An 18,808-nucleotide genomic window follows, 5' to 3' on the forward strand; every position below is an offset into this window, starting at 1 on the left:
CGCTGCCGTCAGAGACGTCTTGCCGTGGTCAACGTGGCCGATCGTGCCAATGTTGACGTGCGGCTTGTTGCGCTCAAACTTACTCTTTGCCATTTTCGGCTCTCCATTCTTTGGCCCCGAGGGGCGCTAATTCTTGTTATCGGTCAATTGGTATTCCGGTCACTTCTGACCGGAATACTTTGCCTGGATTTCTGTCGCGACGTTCGACGGGACCGGCGCGTAATGATCGAAGGTCATCGTGTACTGTGCGCGGCCCTGCGACATGGAGCGCAGGTTATCGACATACTTGAACATGTTCGCCAACGGAACGTTGGCGCTGATGACGACAGCGATACCGCGGCTTTCCTGACCCTGAATCTGACCACGGCGGGAATTGAGGTCGCCGATAACGTCACCGACGTAATCTTCCGGGGTGACGACTTCGACCTTCATCATCGGTTCGAGGAGCTGAGCGCCGGCCTTTTTCGCCGCTTCACGGAAGCAAGCGCGGGCTGCGATTTCGAAGGCCAGGACCGACGAGTCGACGTCGTGGAAGGCACCGTCGATGAGCGTCGCCTTGACGCCGAGCATCGGGAAGCCAGCCAGCGGACCGGAGGACAGAACGCTCTCGATACCCTTCTGAACGCCCGGGATGTATTCCTTCGGAACAGCACCACCAACGATCTTGGATTCGAACTTGAAGTCTTCGCCTTCCGGATTCGGTTCAAAGATGATCTTGACGCGCGCGAACTGGCCGGTACCACCGGTCTGTTTCTTGTGCGTGTAGTCTTCTTCGGTCTGGCGCGTGATGGTTTCGCGGTAAGCAACCTGCGGGGCACCGACGTTTGCTTCGACCTTGAACTCGCGACGCATGCGGTCGACGATGATGTCGAGATGCAGTTCGCCCATGCCGGCGATGATCGTCTGACCGGATTCCTGGTCCGTCTTCACGCGGAAGGACGGATCTTCGGCTGCCAGACGGTTGAGCGCGAGGCCCATCTTTTCCTGGTCGCCCTTGGACTTCGGCTCGATAGCGATCTGGATGACCGGCTCCGGGAACTCCATGCGCTCGAGGATAACCGGCTTCAGCGGGTCGCAGAGCGTGTCACCCGTGGTGGTTTCCTTGAGGCCTGCGAGAGCAACGATATCGCCTGCAAAGGCTTCTTCGATGTCTTCACGCGAGTTGGAGTGCATCTGCAGCATGCGGCCGACGCGCTCGCGCTTGTCCTTGACCGTGTTCAGGACCGAAACGCCCTTTTCGAGCTTGCCCGAGTAGATGCGGGCGAAGGTCAGCGAGCCGACGAAGGGGTCGTTCATGATCTTGAACGCGAGCATGGAGAGCGGCTCGGCATCATCCGCATGACGCTCGATTTCGGCTTCGGTCTTGAAGTCGATACCCTTGATCGCGGGAATGTCGAGCGGCGACGGCAGATAGTCGACAACGGCGTCGAGCAGCGGCTGGACACCCTTGTTCTTGAAAGCGGTGCCGCAGAACATCGGATGGAACTTGACGTCGATCGTACCGCGACGAACAAGTTCGCGGATCTTGTCGTTGTCGGGCATGACGCCTTCGAGGTAGGCTTCCATCGCAGCTTCGTCGATTTCGACAACTGTCTCGATCAGCTTTTCGCGATATTCTTCAGCCTTGGCCTTCAGGTCGTCAGGGATCTCGACGACGTCCCACTGGGCGCCGAGAGATTCGTCGCGCCAGATCAGAGCATTCATCTCGACCAGATCGATAACGCCCTTGAAGTCACTTTCAGCGCCAATCGGCAGCTGCATGACGACTGCAGTGGCGCCGAGACGGGTCTTGATCATCTCGACAGAGCGGTAGAAGTCCGCACCGGTCTTGTCCATCTTGTTGCAGAAGATCATGCGCGGAACATGATACTTCTCAGCCTGACGCCAGACGGTTTCGGTCTGCGGCTCAACACCTGCGTTGGCATCGAGGAGCGCGATGGCCCCGTCGAGAACGCGCAGAGAACGCTCGACTTCGATGGTGAAGTCGACGTGGCCGGGGGTGTCAATGATGTTGAAGCGGCGGGTCTTGCCGTCACGGCCCTTCCAGAAGGTCGTGGTCGCAGCGGACGTGATAGTGATGCCGCGTTCCTGCTCCTGCTCCATCCAGTCCATCGTGGCTGCGCCATCGTGGACTTCACCGATCTTGTGCGACTTGCCGGTGTAGTAAAGGATACGCTCGGTCGTCGTGGTCTTGCCGGCGTCGATATGCGCCATGATACCGAAATTGCGGTAGTCTTCGATCTTATATTCGCGAGCCATAATGGACTGCCTTTCGATATCGTTCGGGATTACCAGCGATAATGTGAGAACGCGCGGTTGGCGTCTGCCATCTTGTGCGTGTCTTCGCGCTTCTTGACCGCGGAACCGCGGTTGTTGGATGCGTCGAGAAGTTCGCCCGAAAGACGATCGATCATGGTAGTTTCGTTGCGCTTGCGAGCAGCAGCGATCAGCCAGCGAATAGCAAGAGCCTGACGGCGCTCCGGACGAACGTCGACCGGAACCTGATAGGTCGCGCCACCGACGCGGCGCGAACGGACTTCAACGTGCGGAGCAATGTTGTCGAGCGCGGAATGGAAAACCGTCAGCGGCTCCTGCTTCGACTTGTTCTGCACGGAGTCAAATGCGCCGTATACGATGCTTTCAGCGACAGACTTCTTGCCGTCCAGCATGATGGCATTCATGAACTTCGTAACAACGAGGTCACCGAACTTCGGGTCCGGATTGATCTCGCGCTTTTCTGCTTTATGACGTCGGGACATACTTCTCGTCTCTTCAAATGTTAAGGCGCTCTACCACGCGGAGGACCTCGCGCAGCGCCGGGATTTCACGTTCCAGCCTGTCCGGGCGTTATCGCCCGGGGCGAAATTACTTCGGACGCTTCGCACCGTACTTGGAACGGCGCTGCTTGCGGTTCTTGACACCCTGGGTATCGAGAACGCCGCGGATGATGTGGTAACGAACACCCGGAAGGTCCTTAACGCGGCCGCCACGGATCATGACGACAGAGTGTTCCTGAAGGTTATGACCTTCGCCGGGAATGTAACCAATGACTTCGAAGCCGTTGGTGAGGCGGATCTTTGCGACCTTACGCAGAGCCGAGTTCGGCTTCTTCGGCGTCGTGGTGTAAACGCGGGTGCAAACACCGCGCTTCTGCGGGTTCTCCTGGAGAGCGGGAACCTTATTACGCTTTACGTTCGCCTGACGAGGCTTGCGGATCAGCTGGTTTACGGTAGGCATTCAACCATCCCTTACGTTTGTCTCAGTACCCTTGCGGGCTCGAACTTCGCCGTTTCCGGCATTGCCACACATATTTTCCCTCAATGCGCAAAATATGGCCCGATCCGCTTCCGCAGATGGACCACATAGAGCAGAGGACGCAAAAGGTGCGTCATGCGTGCAGCATCATGACTTCAACGTGCGTTTAGAACCTTGTTTGAGGCGATCTTCAGGGCGCGTCGCCCCGAACAGCCAAACCTCACATGGGATCTGATGGCGGGCGTACTACTGGTTTCCACCCTGTTCGTCAAGGCCGGTTAAGAAATAATCTCCGGCACCAAGGCGCCAGAAGCCCTGGGAACGCGTTGTTTCGGGGCTCTCTAGTTGGATTAAGGCTGCCCGGCAAGATAAACTTGGGCATTGCGGCAAAAACAGATAGGAATCAGTGACTGCAGATATCAAGCCCCTATATGGGATCTGCATATTGCGATTCTCAGAGAGCCGAAGGACAAGAGATGATCGGGACACCGGACAACGACAACAATTTCGACGGGCCGATGATCTTCATCATCATCGGTAAAGGCTATGAATCCGATACAAGCGAGGGCGTGGACCTGCACGTCATGTTGAAAGCTCCCGATGACGATAGCGCCGTGCGCGAAGCCTTGAACGCCCTCGCCGAAGAAGGCTTCATCGAAGCTGATCTCGACCAGATCGGAATGTTGACAGAGGTACCTTCCGAAGAGCCGCACGCTTCCGCCTATCAGGGTGCACTGGACGGCGAAGTCTCGATCATCCGCTTCAGTTAAGCCTATATATGAAGAACGGACCCGGCGCGGAGGAACCCATGAGGGGTTATCGTGACACTGTCATTAGCGGCCGCAGAAAATTCAGCATCCAACCTTTCGTGCGCGATCCCAACCCGTCGCACGGGCACCGTCTACATTCGGCCGCCCTCTGACCGCCAACGTCGACCTCTGTTCTCAAGGCAATCGTTGACAAATCCGACCCTTGACGATTGGCAAGCAGGAGAAGGATGCGATCATAAGCTGCGTCTGGGAATATGGCTGAACCGCGTCGGCGGTGGCATCCATTACCCGACGATATCGAAGCCGGCCGCATTTCCGGCATCGCTATCGCCGAGACGATCACGCAACACGAGGACTACAGGCCAATATGAAGCGGCCACGGCCGAGCTGCACGGCACGCTCGGCCTCTCAATCTCACCAGGTAGTCAGCGCGAAGCCGCCGGTCCCTTCCGGCGGCTTTTTGATGCGCCATACGATGCAGACCGTGAACTTCAGGCCAAAGAAAAACCGCCCGGAATTCTCCGAGCGGCTTTGAATGTCTGAGATGCAGGGTTGCCGATTATTCGGCAGCCGGAGCGTTCTCGTTTGCCATGTCCTGCAGCATCGGGGTTGCTGCACCTGCGCCCGAGCCCTTGCGGCGCTCTTCCAGGATCAGGTCGTCGCGCGCCGTCGCGATGCGGCGGATCTGAGTCATGGTGCCACCGGTACCGGCCGGGATCAGACGGCCGACGATGACGTTTTCCTTCAGACCCTGCAGGCCATCGGTCTTGCCGGCGATCGCAGCTTCCGTCAGCACCTTGGTCGTTTCCTGGAAGGAAGCTGCCGAGATGAAGGATGGGGTCTGCAGCGATGCCTTGGTGATGCCGAGCAGAACCGGCTCGCCACGGGCAGGCTTCTTGCCTTCCTCGATGAGCTGGTCATTAACGTCTTCGAGCTCGATACGATCGACATTGTCGCCGACGATATAGGTCGAGTCGCCTGCATCGGTGATTTCCACCTTCTGCAGCATCTGACGAACAATCACTTCGATGTGCTTGTCGTTGATGACAACGCCCTGCAGACGATAGACTTCCTGGATTTCATTGACGAGGTAGGAAGCCAAGGCTTCCACGCCCTTGATCGCCAGGATGTCGTGCGGAGCCGGGTTACCGTCGAGGATGTAATCACCCTTTTCGATATAGTCGCCTTCCTGAAGATGGAAGGGCTTGCCCTTCGGGATCAGGTATTCGACCGGCTCGACACCGTCTTCTGCCGGCTCGATGATGACGCGGCGCTTGTTCTTGTAGTCGCGGCCGAGGCGGATCGTACCATCGATCTCAGCGATGATGGCATGGTCCTTCGGACGACGGGCTTCGAACAGTTCTGCGACGCGCGGCAGACCACCGGTGATGTCCTTGGTCTTGGCGCTTTCCAGCGGCGAACGGGCAAGAACGTCACCCTGCGAGACCTTCTGACCCGGCTCGACCGACAGGATCGCGTCGACCGAGAGCAGGAAGCGGGCTTCGCCGCCGCGCGACAGCTTCGCGACATTGCCGCTTGCATCCTTGATGACGATGGCCGGCTTCAGATCCGAACCGCGCGGGGTGGAACGCCAGTCGATAACCTGGCGCTTGGTGATACCCGTGGATTCGTCGGTCGCTTCGAGAACCGAGAGACCGTCAACGACGTCCTCGAACTGAACCGTACCGGCGACTTCCGTCATCATCGGACGGGTGTAGGGATCCCACTCCGCCAGACGCTGACCGCGCTTGACCTTGTCACCTTCGTCCACATGCAGCTTCGAACCGTAGGCAACGCGCTGCGAGGAACGCTCGACACCGCGTTCGTCCAGGATCTGGACTGTCATGTTGCGGCCCATGGCAACGAGGCTGCCTTCGGAGTTGCGCAGCACGTTGCGGTTCTTGATCTGCACCGTGCCTTCGTACGAGGCTTCGAGGAACGACTGGTCGACCACGGTGGCCGTGCCACCAAGGTGGAACGTACGCATGGTGAGCTGCGTGCCCGGTTCACCGATCGACTGCGCGGCGATGACGCCGACAGCTTCGCCCATGTTGACCGGCGTACCGCGAGCAAGGTCACGGCCGTAGCAGACCGAGCAGACACCGGTCTGGATTTCGCAGGTCAGTGCCGAACGAATGCGGATCGACTGAATACCAGCTTTTTCGATCTCGGCGACATCGGGCTCGAGGATCATCTTGCCGGCATCGACGATGCGCTCGCCGGTGACCGGGTGGTCGATGTTGTCGAGAGCCGTACGGCCGAGGATGCGAGCGCCGAGCGAAGCGACGACCTGACCGGCATCGACGATGGCGGTCATGGTGAGGCCGGATTCGGTACCGCAATCGACATGCGTGACGATGCAGTCCTGCGCGACGTCGACGAGACGGCGGGTCAGGTAACCGGAGTTTGCGGTCTTCAAGGCGGTGTCTGCGAGGCCCTTACGAGCGCCGTGCGTCGAGTTGAAGTACTCGTTGACGGTCAGGCCTTCCTTGAAGTTCGAGATGATCGGCGTCTCGATGATTTCACCCGACGGCTTGGCCATGAGGCCGCGCATACCGCCCAGCTGACGCATCTGGTTCGGAGAACCACGGGCACCCGAGTGCGACATCATGTAGATGGCGTTCATCGGCTTCTGGCGACCCGTCTTATCGTCGAACTCAACGGCCTTAATGCGGGCCATCATGTCTTCGGCCACCTTCTCCGTGGCCTTGCCCCAAGCGTCAACGACCTTGTTGTATTTTTCGCCCTGGGTGATCAGACCGTCGTTGTACTGCTGCTCGTATTCCTTCACCAGATTTTCGGTGTCGGCAACAATCTTCGCCTTGGTTTCCGGAATGACCATGTCGTCCTTGCCGAACGAAATACCGGCGCGGCAGGCATGGGTGAAACCGAGCTGCATGATGCGGTCGCAGAAGATGACCGTGTCCTTTTGGCCGCAGTGACGATAGACCGCGTCGATCATCCTGGAGATGTTCTTCTTGGTCATTTCCTGATTGCAGATGTCGAAGGTCACCTTGCCGTTCTTCGGCAGCAGTTCGCCGATGAGCAGGCGGCCCGGCGTCGTCTCATAGATCTTCGAGTAGGGCTTGCCATCCTCGCCGATCGACTTGAAGCGGCCGCGGATCTTGGTGTGCAGCGTGACGACCTTGTTTTCAAGCGCGTGATGCAGTTCGCCGAGGTCGGAGAAGGCCATGCCTTCGCCCGGCTCGTTCTGGTTCACGATCGAGAGGTAGTAGAGGCCGAGAACCATGTCCTGCGACGGAACGATGATCGGTGCGCCGTTTGCCGGGTGCAGGATGTTGTTGGTCGACATCATCAGAACGCGGGCTTCGAGCTGAGCTTCCAGCGACAACGGCACGTGAACGGCCATCTGGTCGCCGTCGAAGTCGGCGTTAAATGCCGTGCAGACGAGCGGGTGCAGCTGGATCGCCTTGCCTTCGACCAGGATCGGTTCGAAGGCCTGGATGCCCAGGCGGTGCAGCGTCGGTGCGCGGTTCAGCAGAACCGGATGCTCGCGAATGACCTCGTCGAGGATATCCCAAACTTCCGGCTTTTCCTTTTCAACCAGCTTCTTGGCCTGCTTGACGGTCGAGGAGTAACCCTTGGCGTCGAGGCGGGCGTAGATGAACGGCTTGAAGAGCTCGAGCGCCATCTTCTTCGGCAGACCGCACTGATGCAGCTTCAGTTCCGGACCGGTCACGATGACTGAACGGCCGGAATAGTCGACGCGCTTGCCGAGCAGGTTCTGACGGAAGCGGCCCTGCTTGCCCTTGAGCATGTCGGACAGCGACTTCAGCGGACGCTTGTTGGCGCCGGTGATGACGCGGCCGCGGCGACCGTTGTCGAACAGCGCGTCAACAGATTCCTGCAGCATGCGCTTTTCGTTACGGATGATGATGCCCGGAGCGCGCAGTTCGATGAGGCGCTTCAGACGATTGTTACGGTTGATAACGCGGCGATAGAGATCGTTCAGATCCGATGTCGCGAAACGACCGCCGTCGAGCGGAACGAGCGGACGCAGATCCGGCGGGATCACCGGAACGACCTTCATGATCATCCATTCCGGACGATTGCCGGATTCCATGAAGTTCTCAACGATCTTCAGGCGCTTCATCAGCTTCTTCTGCTTGAGATCCGACGTGGTGTCGGCAAGCTCGGAACGCAGATCGCCAGCGACCTTTTCGAGATTCATCGATGCCAGCATCTCGTAGATGGCTTCCGCGCCGATCATGGCGGTGAACTGGTCTTCACCATATTCGTCGACAGCGAGCATGTACTCTTCTTCCGTCAGGAGCTGGTGCTCCTTGAGCGCGGTGAGCCCCGGCTCGGTGACGATGTAGTGTTCGAAGTAGAGGACGCGCTCGACATCCTTCAGCGTCATGTCGAGCAGCGTGGAAATGCGTGATGGCAGCGACTTCAGGAACCAGATGTGGGCAACGGGAGCGGCGAGCTCGATATGGCCCATGCGCTCACGGCGGACGCGCGACAACGTAACTTCGACGCCGCACTTTTCGCAGATGATGCCCTTGTACTTCATGCGCTTGTACTTACCGCACAGGCACTCGTAGTCCTTGATCGGTCCGAAGATGCGCGCGCAGAAGAGACCGTCGCGTTCCGGCTTGAACGTGCGGTAATTGATGGTTTCCGGCTTCTTGATCTCGCCGTAGGACCAGGAAAGAATCTTCTCCGGAGAAGCGATCGAAATCCGGATGGAATCGAAGTTCTGTGCAGGCACCTGCGGATTGAAAAGATTCATGACCTCTTGGTTCATGCCTGTCTCCTTCATGGGCGAAAGCGCCCTTAGCTTGCGAGGTTGGCGGCAAATTCCCGGGAGCCGCGCCATCGCTTAAACGACAATAACCGCAGAATGCGGCGAGGCGTTCCCTGCCCGGCCGACACGTTACGGGGCCATGGCGGGAACGGTGCGCGCCCTTTCAAAGAGCGCACACCCTATCAGTTTGCTATTCGGCGGCGTCGGGCAATTGGCCCGCAGCCTGCAGGTCCTCGACCTTGGAATTTTCGAGCTCGACCGAGAGACCCAGCGAGCGCATTTCCTTGACGAGAACGTTGAAGCTTTCCGGAATACCCGCCTCGAAGGTATCGTCGCCACGGACGATCGCTTCGTAGACCTTGGTGCGGCCGGCCACGTCGTCCGACTTCACCGTCAGCATTTCCTGCAGCGTGTAAGCTGCGCCGTAGGCTTCAAGCGCCCAGACTTCCATTTCGCCGAAGCGCTGGCCGCCGAACTGTGCCTTGCCGCCCAGCGGCTGCTGGGTAACCAGCGAGTACGGACCGATCGAACGAGCGTGGATCTTGTCGTCGACCAGATGGTTCAGCTTGATCATGTACATGTAGCCAACCGTGACCTTGCGGTCGAAGGGCTCGCCGGTACGGCCGTCGTACAGAACCGACTGGCCGGACTCGTGCAGACCTGCCTTCTTCAGCATCGATGCAACGTCAGGCTCATGCGCACCGTCGAAGACCGGCGTTGCGATGGAGACGCCCTTGCGGGACTGTTCAGCCAGCTTGACGAGCGATGCGTCGTCGAAGTTGGCGACTTCGTCCTTGGCCTGGGAAGCATATACGTCCGTCAGCTCGCGCTTCAGGTCGGTAATGTCCATCGTCTTGCGATATTCTTCGAGCAGTTCGCCGATCTTCTTGCCCATGCCTGCGCAAGCCCAGGCAAGATGGGTCTCGAGGATCTGGCCGACGTTCATGCGCGAAGGCACGCCAAGCGGGTTCAAGCAGATATCGACATGCGTACCGTCTTCCAGGAACGGCATATCTTCGACCGGAACGATACGCGACACGACACCCTTGTTGCCGTGACGGCCGGCCATCTTGTCGCCCGGCTGGATCTTGCGCTTAACGGCGACGAAGACCTTGACCATCTTCATGACGCCCGGAGGCATTTCATCGCCGCGCTGGACCTTTTCGACCTTGTCCATGAAGCGCTGTTCGAGGCGCGACTTGGATTCGTCGTACTGGCCACGGAGTGCTTCGAGCTCGCTCTGGACCTTCTCGTCTTCGACGGCAAACATCCACCACTGCGAGCGGGGATATTCGGAGATGACGGCGTTCGACAGCTCAGTGCCCTTCTTGAAGCCCTTCGGGCCGGCAATGGAGGTCTGGCCGCGCAACATGTCGATCAGGCGGCCGTAGACGTTACGGTCGAGAATTGCCTGTTCGTCGTCGCGGTCCTTTGCAAGACGCTCGATCTCTTCGCGCTCGATCGCCATCGCGCGCTCGTCCTTTTCAACGCCGTGGCGGTTGAAGACGCGCACTTCGACGATCGTGCCGTAGGTGCCGGGCGGCATGCGCATGGACGTGTCGCGCACGTCGGATGCCTTCTCGCCGAAAATGGCGCGCAGGAGCTTTTCTTCCGGCGTCATCGGGCTTTCGCCCTTTGGCGTGATCTTGCCGACGAGGATATCGCCCGGCTGAACTTCGGCACCGATATAGACGATACCGGCTTCGTCGAGGTTCTTCAGCGCTTCTTCCGAAACATTCGGAATGTCGCGCGTGATTTCTTCCGGACCAAGCTTGGTGTCACGGGCCATCACTTCGAATTCTTCGATGTGGATGGAAGTGAACACGTCGTCGGCAACGATACGTTCAGACATCAGGATCGAGTCTTCGTAGTTGTAGCCGTTCCAAGGCATGAACGCGACAAGCGCGTTGCGGCCGAGAGCCAGATCGCCCAGATCCGTCGACGGACCGTCGGCGAGGATGTCGCCACGGTTGACCACGTCACCGACGGTGACCAGCGGACGCTGGTTGACGCAGGTGTTCTGGTTCGAACGCTGGAACTTCTGCAGACGGTAGATATCGACACCGGACTTGCCGGCTTCGAGGTCTTCCGTAGCGCGGATAACGATACGCGTCGCGTCGACCTGGTCGACCACACCGCCGCGGCGAGCACCGATGGCGGCGCCGGAGTCGCGGGCGACGACCGGTTCCATACCGGTGCCGACGAACGGCGCTTCAGCGCGCAGAAGCGGAACGGCCTGACGCTGCATGTTCGAGCCCATGAGAGCGCGGTTGGCGTCGTCGTTTTCCAGGAACGGAATGAGGGCGGCTGCGACCGAAACGACCTGCTTCGGCGAAACGTCCATCAGGTTCATGCTGTCGCGCGGGGCGAGCATAACTTCCCCGGCATGGCGGCAGACGACGAATTCGTCGACGAAGGAACCATCCGCAGTCAGTTCGGCGTTGGCCTGGGCAACGTAGTACTTCGCCTCCTCCATAGCGGAGAGATAAAGCACGTCGTTGGTCACCTTGCCATCGACGATGCGACGGTACGGGCTTTCGATGAAGCCGTACTTGTTGACGCGTGCGAAGGTTGCGAGCGAGTTGATCAGGCCGATGTTCGGGCCTTCCGGCGTTTCGATCGGGCAAATACGACCATAGTGCGTCGGATGAACGTCGCGGACTTCGAAGCCAGCGCGCTCGCGGGTCAGCCCCCCCGGGCCAAGAGCCGAGAGACGGCGCTTGTGGGTGATTTCCGAAAGCGGGTTGACCTGGTCCATGAACTGCGACAGCTGCGAGGAGCCGAAGAATTCGCGGACGGCTGCGGCAGCCGGCTTGGCGTTGATCAGATCCTGCGGCATGACCGTGTCGATTTCGATCGAGGACATACGTTCCTTGATCGCGCGCTCCATGCGCAGCAGGCCGAGACGGTACTGATTCTCCATCAGCTCGCCGACAGAGCGAACGCGACGGTTGCCGAGGTTGTCGATGTCGTCGATCTCGCCCTTGCCGTCGCGAAGTTCGACAAGCATCTTGACCACAGCCAGGATGTCATCCTTGCGCAGGATGCGGACGGTGTCCTCGACGTTCAGATCGAGACGCATGTTCATCTTAACGCGACCGACGGCGGAGAGGTCATAACGCTCCGCATCGAAGAACAGCGAGTTGAACATGGCCTCGGCCGATTCCATGGTCGGCGGTTCACCCGGACGCATGACGCGGTAGATGTCGAACAGAGCGTCCTGACGGTTCTCGTTCTTGTCTGCTGCAAGCGTGTTGCGGATATAGGCCCCGACGTTGATGTGGTCGATGCCGAGAACCGGGATCTCGTCGAAGTGGTTGGCGAGGATGATGCCAAGGGTCTTTTCGTCGATTTCGTCGCCGGCTTCGAGATAGATCTCACCCGTCGAGTAGTTGACGATATCTTCGGCAAGATAATTGCCGTACAAATCGTCGTCCGTCGCCTTAAGGGCCTTGAGACCCTTTTCGGAGAGCTGGCGGAGCAGACGCGGGGTCAGCTTCTTGCCGGCTTCGACAACGACTTCGCCGCTATCGGCGTCGATCATGTCGGTGATCGCCTTTGCGCCCTTCAGCGTTTCCGGTTTGAAGGGAATGCGCCAGCCTTCGCCGTCGCGCTTGTAGAGCGACTTCGTGTAGAAGGTTTCGAGGATTTCCTCGCCATCCATGCCGAGGGCCATCAGCAGCGACGTCACCGGAATCTTGCGGCGGCGGTCGATACGGGCATAGACGATGTCCTTGGCGTCGAATTCGATATCGAGCCAGGAACCACGATATGGGATCACGCGTGCAGCGAAGAGTAGCTTGCCGGAAGAATGGCTCTTGCCCTTGTCGTGATCGAAGAAGACGCCCGGCGAACGGTGCATCTGGGACACGATCACGCGCTCGGTGCCGTTCACGATGAACGTACCGTTGTTCGTCATGAGCGGCATGTCGCCCATGTAGACGGACTGTTCCTTGATGTCCTTGATCGACTTCGCACCGGTGTCCTCATCGATATCGAACACGATGAGACGGAGAGTAACCTTCAACGGCGCGGCATAGGTCAGGTCGCGCTGGCGGCATTCATCGACGTCGAACTTGGGCGGTTCGAATTCATAGGAAACGAACTCCAGCATGGAAGCGCCGGAGAAATCGGTGATCGGGAAAACGGACTTGAAGACTGCCTGAAGGCCTTCGTCGGGACGACCGCCCTTGGGCTCTTCAACCATCAGAAACTGGTCGTAGGACGCCTTCTGAACCTCGATGAGGTTCGGCATTTCTGCGACTTCGGGGATTTTACCAAAAAACTTGCGTACGCGCCTGCGACCATTGAACGAAAGGGTCTGAGCCATCGTCGCTCCTTCAAAAATTGCATCCGGGCCTGCAACGGACGGGAACCGATGGCCAGTCGATCCCGTCAACCAATGAGTAGTTCAACCTCGTCCCACCTCCCGAAACAGCCAGGCCGGATTGCCTTGGCGCCTCGGTTCGAGACCATGCTCTTGAAGAACCCATTACCCAAAAGCCGTTTTCACGCGGCTTTTGGGTAATTCGTTCAAAAAAACGGCAAATGGGAGACGGTAAACACCGTCTCCCAAATGACGTTCAAGATTACTTGACGTCGGCCTTTGCGCCAGCGTCTTCGAGCTTCTTCTTGATGTCAGCAGCTTCAGCCTTGGAAACGCCTTCCTTGACAGCCTTCGGAGCGCCTTCGACGAGGTCCTTGGCTTCCTTGAGGCCGAGGCCGGTGATGCCGCGGACTTCCTTGATGACGTTGATCTTGTTGGCACCGGCATCGACGAGGATGACGTCGAATTCGGTCTTTTCTTCTTCAGCCGGAGCAGCTGCACCGCCTGCACCACCGGCAACGGCAGCAACGGCTACCGGAGCAGCGGCGGAAACGCCCCACTTTTCTTCGAGCAGCTTGGAAAGCTCAGCGGCTTCCAGGACGGTCAGCGAGGAGAGGTCTTCAACGATCTTTGCGAGATCAGCCATTTTTCTAGTTCCTTTTGTTCGGTTCGAACTGTTGAGTATGTACAGCGAAAAACCGCCTTAAGCGGCTTCGTCCTTCTTGGCGTAGGCCGAGAACACGCGAGCAAGCTGGCTTGCCGGTGCTGCAACAACGCCTGCGATGCGGGTAGCCGGAGTCTGGATCATGCCCAGCAGCTTCGCACGCAGTTCGTCCAGCGAAGGCAGGGTCGCAAGCGACTTGACACCTTCGGCGTTCAGCGTTGTCGTGCCCATGGCGCCGCCGAGAACCACGATCTTGTCGTTGGTCTTGGCGAAATCCATGACGACCTTCGGAGCGGTGATCGGATCATTGCTGTAAGCAATGAGCGTCTGACCCTTGAAGAGATTGGAAATCCCTTCCGCTTCCGTACCCTGAAGGGCAATTTTGGCCAGGCGGTTCTTCGCGACTTTGACGGTGCCGCCAGCAGCGCGCATCTTCGAACGAAAATCGTTCATCTGTGCGACTGTAGCACCAGCATAGTGGGCCACGACAACCGAGCCCGAAGCCTTGAAGACTTCGTTCAGTTCCGTGACGAATTCGCGCTTTTCCGCTCTTTCCACTGCCTATCTCCAGTTGGCGGGACCGTTTGGACGGACCCACCGGGTTGCCTTTTGCCTCCCGGGATCAAAAGCGATCCCAAGCGACGCTTGAGGATCCTGTCCCCTCGCGCTCCGCGCCACTCAAGGCAAAGGAGGCACAAGGCATCCAAGGCTCGAACCGATTTTCCAGAAGCAGAGCTTCATGCAATTCGGGTCTTACCCGTCTCATGCAGGCCAAGTGATTAAGGGAAAACCACCTGCAATCTCGGACAGGATTCCGGATTTCTCCGGAATATCCCGGCCTCTTGCGAGGCCGGAATTCTTTACGATCGGGCCAAGGCCCGATGAAACTTAAGCAGCCGGCGCTGCGGTGACCGAGCCGACTTCGATCTTGACGCCCGGACCCATGGTCGAGGAGATCGCTACGCGCTTGACGTAGTTGCCCTTGGCGCCAGCCGGCTTTGCCTTGATGACGGCGTCAGCGAAGGCACGGATGTTTTCTTCCAGGGCCTTGGCATCGAAGGATGCCTTGCCGATGCCGGCGTGAACAATACCAGCCTTTTCGACGCGGAATTCGACAGCGCCGCCCTTCGAAGCCTTGACGGCTCCGGCAACATCCATCGTAACCGTACCGACCTTCGGGTTCGGCATCATGCCACGCGGGCCAAGAACCTTACCGAGGCGGCCGACGAGCGGCATCATGTCCGGGGTCGCGATGCAGCGATCGAAGTCGATCTTGCCGCCCTGGACGATTTCAACGAGCTCTTCTGCGCCGACGATGTCTGCGCCGGCAGCCTTGGCTTCGTCAGCCTTGACGCCACGAGCGAAAACAGCGACGCGAACCGTACGGCCGGTGCCGTTCGGGAGGTTGACGACGCCGCGGACCATCTGGTCTGCATGACGCGGGTCAACGCCGAGGTTCATCGAAATTTCGACGGTTTCGTCGAACTTCGCGACGGCACGTTCCTTGACCATGCCGATAGCAGTCGTCAGAGCGTAGAGTTTGGTCGGATCAACACCTTCGTTGATCTTCTGAGTGCGCTTGCCTGCCATGGTCTCAACCCACCACTTCCAGGCCCATGGCGCGGGCAGAGCCCTCGATCATCGCCATTGCACCTTCGATATCTGCTGCGTTCAGGTCCTTCATCTTGGCTTCGGCGATCGTCTTGATCTGAGCCTTGGTGAGCGAACCAGCCTTTGCGCCCTTGCCCGGAGTCTTGGAACCGGACTGGATCTTAGCTTCTTTCTTCAGGAAGTAGCTGACCGGCGGCTGCTTCATGACGAAGGTGAAGGACTTGTCCTGGTAATAGGTAATGACGACCGGGATCGGCATACCCTTTTCCATTTCCTGCGTAGCCGCGTTGAACGACTTGCAGAATTCCATGATATTAATGCCACGCTGACCAAGTGCCGGGCCAATCGGCGGGGACGGGTTTGCCGATCCTGCCTTGACCTGCAGCTTGAGCTGGCCTGCAACTTTCTTAGCCATATCTCTCTGCCTTTCACTGATAGCCGGTTGCCCGGCCCTTAATGCCGGATTGCTCCGGCGGCTGCGGTTGCGTGGTTCGGATCCTTGAGGCCCGGCTAAGACCCCTCACCTTCCACGCGATGCGGCATTCGCCGCCCAGACATCAGCAATCAATCGCTAATGCCTGATCTCGAAAAATCAGACCTTCTCGACCTGAGCGTATTCCAGCTCGACCGGGGTTGCGCGGCCGAAAATCGACACTTCCACCTTCAGGCGCGAACGCTCTTCGTCCACATCCTGAACCGTGCCATTGAATGAGGCGAACGGACCGTCGGAAACGCGAACCTGCTCGCCTATCTCAAAGGTAACGGAAGCCTTCGGACGCTCGACCCCTTCCTGAACCTGACCGAGGATGCGCTCGGCTTCAGAATCCGGAATCGGAACCGGCTTGTTGTCAGAGCCAAGGAAGCCCGTAACCTTCGGCGTGTTCTTGATCAGGTGATAGGCCTCGTCTGTCAGGTTGGCGCGAACCATAACGTAGCCCGGGAAAAATTTGCGCTCGGAATCGACCTTACGGCCACGACGCACTTCCACCACCTTCTCGGTCGGCACGAGGATCTTTTCAAACAGGTGCTCGAGCCCCTTCTGGCGAGCCTTGTTCTCGATATCCTCGGCGACTTTCTTTTCAAAATTAGAATATGCGTGGACGATGTACCAACGTGCCGCCATTTTCATCTCCACCCGTATCAGTTGCCGGTATTGAGCACGAAGCTCAGCGCCCAACCAATAAGCTGGTCAGCGGCAAAGAAAAACAACGCGGCAAAAACAACCATAACAAGCACCATAACCGTCGAGATCATGGTCTCGCGGCGCGACGGCCAAGTAACTTTAGACGTCTCCGTGCGAACTTGCTGCAGAAACGCGAATGGATTGGATTTGGATGCCATCGACTGCCCACGCAATTACGGCGCGTAAAGCTGAAACTATCAGCCCCACGCACCGCGTGTCTGTTGAACCCTAAATAAACATCGATTTCCAAATACACAAGAGGGAAACCGCCGTTTAACGAAATTAGTTGCCATATGAACAATCCTCGCCGGAACGGCTGCGTTCACGTCCGCGCTGTCCGTCCAAGGAAAATGGCAGGGGCAGAGGGGCTCGAACCCCCGACCTGCGGTTTTGGAGACCGCCGCTCTACCAGCTGAGCTATACCCCTTTACGCTTTGCATTCAGCCGTTTGGCCTTGCGACCATCAGCGCCCCGTGAAAAGCATGGCGCTCCCTTTAAGACGGCGGCTCAGGATATGCAAGAGCGATTTTCGATTTTCAGAACCATTCTCCGCAGACAACCGGAGGAAGCGGTTGGCAGCCGTGCTTTTGCTGCCAGACACAGTAGACAATGCGCCCGGCAGGGACATCCATTTTGACTGGGATCTCAGACTTTCACGTATTTGCGCCAGTCGTGCTCTTCCTTGAAGCCGAGCACTTCGCGAATCTTCCGATTGGACAACAGTCCTTCATATTCGCCGATCTCACGCTTGAACGGCACATTCGGGAAGAAACGCTTGGCGAGTTCCTTCGACGGCGTGTTGGCCGAGACGGTGTCGTTGGCGGCATTGAAGACCTGGAAGCCCAACCCGTCCTTTTCAATGCAGAGATGGACGATCTGGCCGAGGTCGCGCGCATCGATATAACTCCAGGCGATGCGTTTGCGCATTTCGGGATTGGCGAAATAGGTCGGAAACTTTTCGTACTCATGCGGCTCGATCACATTGCCGATGCGCAGTGCATAGATGTCGAAACCCGAACGTTCGGCAAAAGCGCGCGCCGTCTTTTCGTTTAGAACCTTCGACAGACCGTAGGAATCCATCGGATTGACATCGTAGTCCTCCTCCAGCGGGAACTGGTGGAAGTCGCGATGGCCCTCAGCGAAGCAGACGCCGTAGGTGGTCTCGCTCGAAGCAACGATGATCTTTCTAATACCGAGCTTCACCGCTGCCTCGATGACATTATAAGTGCCCATCGTATTGATGCGGAAGGTCTCGTTATCCGGCTTGATCAAGATGCGGGGCACGGCGGCGAAATGTACGACGGCGTCGAAAGGCTGCACGCCCCTGCCTGCGTCGAGATCGGGAAAATCCCGGTGCATGGAAAGTACATTGAACATCTGCCCGCTGTCGGTGATGTCGGCGATGAGATTGGTGACACCAGGGCTTTCGAGCGGCACGAGATCAACATTGTGAACCTCATAGCCGGCATTGACGAGCCACGGCACGGCATGGCGTCCCGCCTTGCCCGAACCGCCGGTAAAAAGGATGCGCTTTTTCATGGAATATCCTCCGCGTCATGAAATCGGAGGCATAGATAAGCTCTTCCGCGCGAAGAGCAAGCGAGCGTTTTGTCAGCAGGTTCAAACCCGCTCCGGCTAGGAGCTTCCACCTGGAAGCGCCTGCCTTGCCATTTTCAATCACCGCCGGACGCTCCGGCGATTCTGTACGCAATTATTTGACGACGGTTACTTCGTCGATCTGCACGCCAGCTGCCTGAACAACTTCTTGCGGAATTGCAGCGATGAAAAACATCGTGAAAACATACATCGCGAAAATCGTCGCAACGAATGTAGCTTTGTGAATCATCCTACTCTCCTTTCTACAGAGGAGAGTCTGAACCAAAAAGACGGGATGGTAAAACGCTTTCTGAACGTGAGATGAATAAAATGCTGAATGCGCCGATCTTAACGATATTTTTACAACATCTCATGAGCGGCCGTACGGCCATTAGAAACGAAAAAACCCCGCCGTTTCCAGCGGGGTCTTTCCTAAAATCGGGGATAAATCCGATTACTCGACGATAGCGGCAACGATGCCAGCACCGACGGTGCGGCCGCCTTCGCGGATAGCGAAGCGAAGCTTTTCTTCCATTGCGATCGGAACGATCAGCTCGACGTCAACCGTGACGTTGTCGCCAGGCATGACCATTTCCGTGCCTTCCGGAAGCGTCACGATGCCGGTCACGTC

The 18,808-nt window shown here is 58.1% G+C and carries 15 protein-coding genes, 1 tRNA gene and 1 pseudogene; 1 reads left to right on the forward strand and 16 read right to left on the reverse strand.

Annotated elements, in window-relative coordinates; all coding sequences use genetic code 11:
• The 4 genes from FHX15_RS30385 to rpsL all read right to left on the reverse strand — a co-directional run.
• The coding region (locus FHX15_RS30385; protein ID WP_018010120.1) for a GTP-binding protein at positions 1 to 93 on the reverse strand (93 nt) is incomplete at its 3' end.
• Positions 94 to 159: 66 nt separating this feature from the next.
• On the reverse strand, positions 160 to 2,259 hold the full coding sequence (gene fusA / locus FHX15_RS30390) for an elongation factor G (RefSeq protein WP_184402039.1): 2,100 nt from the start codon (positions 2,257 to 2,259) through the stop codon (positions 160 to 162).
• A 29-nt stretch (positions 2,260 to 2,288) separates the two neighbouring features.
• Positions 2,289 to 2,759: a 30S ribosomal protein S7 gene (gene rpsG, locus FHX15_RS30395; RefSeq protein ID WP_112571934.1), complete on the reverse strand. Its 471-nt coding sequence runs from the start codon at positions 2,757 to 2,759 to the stop codon at positions 2,289 to 2,291.
• A gap of 106 nt (positions 2,760 to 2,865) precedes the next feature.
• Positions 2,866 to 3,237 carry a 30S ribosomal protein S12 gene (gene rpsL, locus FHX15_RS30400; RefSeq protein WP_003547537.1) on the reverse strand — a complete coding sequence of 124 codons (372 nt, stop codon included), beginning with the start codon at positions 3,235 to 3,237 and terminating at the stop codon, positions 2,866 to 2,868.
• 494 nt (positions 3,238 to 3,731) lie between these two features.
• Between rpsL and FHX15_RS30405 the strand changes: the two genes are divergently transcribed.
• Positions 3,732 to 4,025: a transcriptional regulator gene (locus FHX15_RS30405; protein WP_184402040.1), complete on the forward strand. Its 294-nt coding sequence runs from the start codon at positions 3,732 to 3,734 to the stop codon at positions 4,023 to 4,025.
• A gap of 559 nt (positions 4,026 to 4,584) precedes the next feature.
• On the opposite strand, the gene rpoC is transcribed toward FHX15_RS30405, so the two are convergent.
• The 12 genes and pseudogenes from rpoC to tuf all read right to left on the reverse strand — a co-directional run.
• Positions 4,585 to 8,796 carry a DNA-directed RNA polymerase subunit beta' gene (gene rpoC, locus FHX15_RS30410; protein WP_184402041.1) on the reverse strand — a complete coding sequence of 1,404 codons (4,212 nt, stop codon included), beginning with the start codon at positions 8,794 to 8,796 and terminating at the stop codon, positions 4,585 to 4,587.
• Positions 8,797 to 8,986: 190 nt separating this feature from the next.
• Positions 8,987 to 13,126, reverse strand: a complete 4,140-nt coding sequence (gene rpoB / locus FHX15_RS30415) for a DNA-directed RNA polymerase subunit beta (RefSeq protein WP_184402042.1) — start codon at positions 13,124 to 13,126, stop codon at positions 8,987 to 8,989.
• Positions 13,127 to 13,385: 259 nt separating this feature from the next.
• Positions 13,386 to 13,769 carry a 50S ribosomal protein L7/L12 gene (gene rplL, locus FHX15_RS30420; RefSeq protein ID WP_184402043.1) on the reverse strand — a complete coding sequence of 128 codons (384 nt, stop codon included), beginning with the start codon at positions 13,767 to 13,769 and terminating at the stop codon, positions 13,386 to 13,388.
• A gap of 57 nt (positions 13,770 to 13,826) precedes the next feature.
• Positions 13,827 to 14,345, reverse strand: coding sequence for a 50S ribosomal protein L10 (gene rplJ, locus FHX15_RS30425; protein ID WP_008521410.1), 519 nt, complete (start codon positions 14,343 to 14,345; stop codon positions 13,827 to 13,829).
• A gap of 330 nt (positions 14,346 to 14,675) precedes the next feature.
• Complete coding sequence (rplA, locus tag FHX15_RS30430) at positions 14,676 to 15,377, reverse strand: 50S ribosomal protein L1 (protein WP_184402044.1); 702 nt, start codon at positions 15,375 to 15,377, stop codon at positions 14,676 to 14,678.
• Positions 15,378 to 15,381: 4 nt separating this feature from the next.
• Positions 15,382 to 15,813: a 50S ribosomal protein L11 gene (gene rplK / locus FHX15_RS30435; RefSeq protein ID WP_037110089.1), complete on the reverse strand. Its 432-nt coding sequence runs from the start codon at positions 15,811 to 15,813 to the stop codon at positions 15,382 to 15,384.
• A gap of 177 nt (positions 15,814 to 15,990) precedes the next feature.
• Positions 15,991 to 16,521 carry a transcription termination/antitermination protein NusG gene (gene nusG, locus FHX15_RS30440; RefSeq protein WP_007817111.1) on the reverse strand — a complete coding sequence of 177 codons (531 nt, stop codon included), beginning with the start codon at positions 16,519 to 16,521 and terminating at the stop codon, positions 15,991 to 15,993.
• Positions 16,522 to 16,538: 17 nt separating this feature from the next.
• Positions 16,539 to 16,739: a preprotein translocase subunit SecE gene (secE, locus tag FHX15_RS30445; protein WP_183730080.1), complete on the reverse strand. Its 201-nt coding sequence runs from the start codon at positions 16,737 to 16,739 to the stop codon at positions 16,539 to 16,541.
• A 193-nt stretch (positions 16,740 to 16,932) separates the two neighbouring features.
• A tRNA-Trp gene (locus tag FHX15_RS30450) sits at positions 16,933 to 17,008 on the reverse strand.
• A 218-nt stretch (positions 17,009 to 17,226) separates the two neighbouring features.
• The gene (locus tag FHX15_RS30455) at positions 17,227 to 18,120 is read right to left on the reverse strand and encodes an NAD(P)-dependent oxidoreductase (protein ID WP_184402045.1); all 894 of its coding nucleotides are present in this window, start codon (positions 18,118 to 18,120) and stop codon (positions 17,227 to 17,229) included.
• Positions 18,121 to 18,292: 172 nt separating this feature from the next.
• A complete protein-coding gene (locus tag FHX15_RS31530) occupies positions 18,293 to 18,427 on the reverse strand; it encodes a hypothetical protein (protein ID WP_281413838.1) in 135 nt (44 codons plus the stop codon).
• Positions 18,428 to 18,631: 204 nt separating this feature from the next.
• Positions 18,632 to 18,808, reverse strand: a pseudogene (tuf, locus tag FHX15_RS30460) (elongation factor Tu); the annotation flags it as partial.

Origin of the sequence: Rhizobium sp. BK650 (assembly GCF_014195325.1) — a bacterium.
In the GTDB taxonomy this organism is placed as follows: Bacteria; Pseudomonadota; Alphaproteobacteria; order Rhizobiales; family Rhizobiaceae; genus Rhizobium.

What these genes read in the sequence shown, in the direction of transcription:
- fusA (WP_184402039.1), bottom strand. Translation starts at nt 2,259, where the DNA reads ATGGCTCGCGAATATAAGATCGAAGACTACCGCAATTTCGGTATCATG.
- rpsG (WP_112571934.1), bottom strand. Translation starts at nt 2,759, where the DNA reads ATGTCCCGACGTCATAAAGCAGAAAAGCGCGAGATCAATCCGGACCCG.
- rpsL (WP_003547537.1), bottom strand. Translation starts at nt 3,237, where the DNA reads ATGCCTACCGTAAACCAGCTGATCCGCAAGCCTCGTCAGGCGAACGTA.
- FHX15_RS30405 (WP_184402040.1), top strand. Translation starts at nt 3,732, where the DNA reads ATGATCGGGACACCGGACAACGACAACAATTTCGACGGGCCGATGATC.
- rpoC (WP_184402041.1), bottom strand. Translation starts at nt 8,796, where the DNA reads ATGAACCAAGAGGTCATGAATCTTTTCAATCCGCAGGTGCCTGCACAG.
- rpoB (WP_184402042.1), bottom strand. Translation starts at nt 13,126, where the DNA reads ATGGCTCAGACCCTTTCGTTCAATGGTCGCAGGCGCGTACGCAAGTTT.
- rplL (WP_184402043.1), bottom strand. Translation starts at nt 13,769, where the DNA reads ATGGCTGATCTCGCAAAGATCGTTGAAGACCTCTCCTCGCTGACCGTC.
- rplA (WP_184402044.1), bottom strand. Translation starts at nt 15,377, where the DNA reads ATGGCAGGCAAGCGCACTCAGAAGATCAACGAAGGTGTTGATCCGACC.
- rplK (WP_037110089.1), bottom strand. Translation starts at nt 15,813, where the DNA reads ATGGCTAAGAAAGTTGCAGGCCAGCTCAAGCTGCAGGTCAAGGCAGGA.
- nusG (WP_007817111.1), bottom strand. Translation starts at nt 16,521, where the DNA reads ATGGCGGCACGTTGGTACATCGTCCACGCATATTCTAATTTTGAAAAG.
- secE (WP_183730080.1), bottom strand. Translation starts at nt 16,739, where the DNA reads ATGGCATCCAAATCCAATCCATTCGCGTTTCTGCAGCAAGTTCGCACG.
- FHX15_RS30455 (WP_184402045.1), bottom strand. Translation starts at nt 18,120, where the DNA reads ATGAAAAAGCGCATCCTTTTTACCGGCGGTTCGGGCAAGGCGGGACGC.
- FHX15_RS31530 (WP_281413838.1), bottom strand. Translation starts at nt 18,427, where the DNA reads ATGATTCACAAAGCTACATTCGTTGCGACGATTTTCGCGATGTATGTT.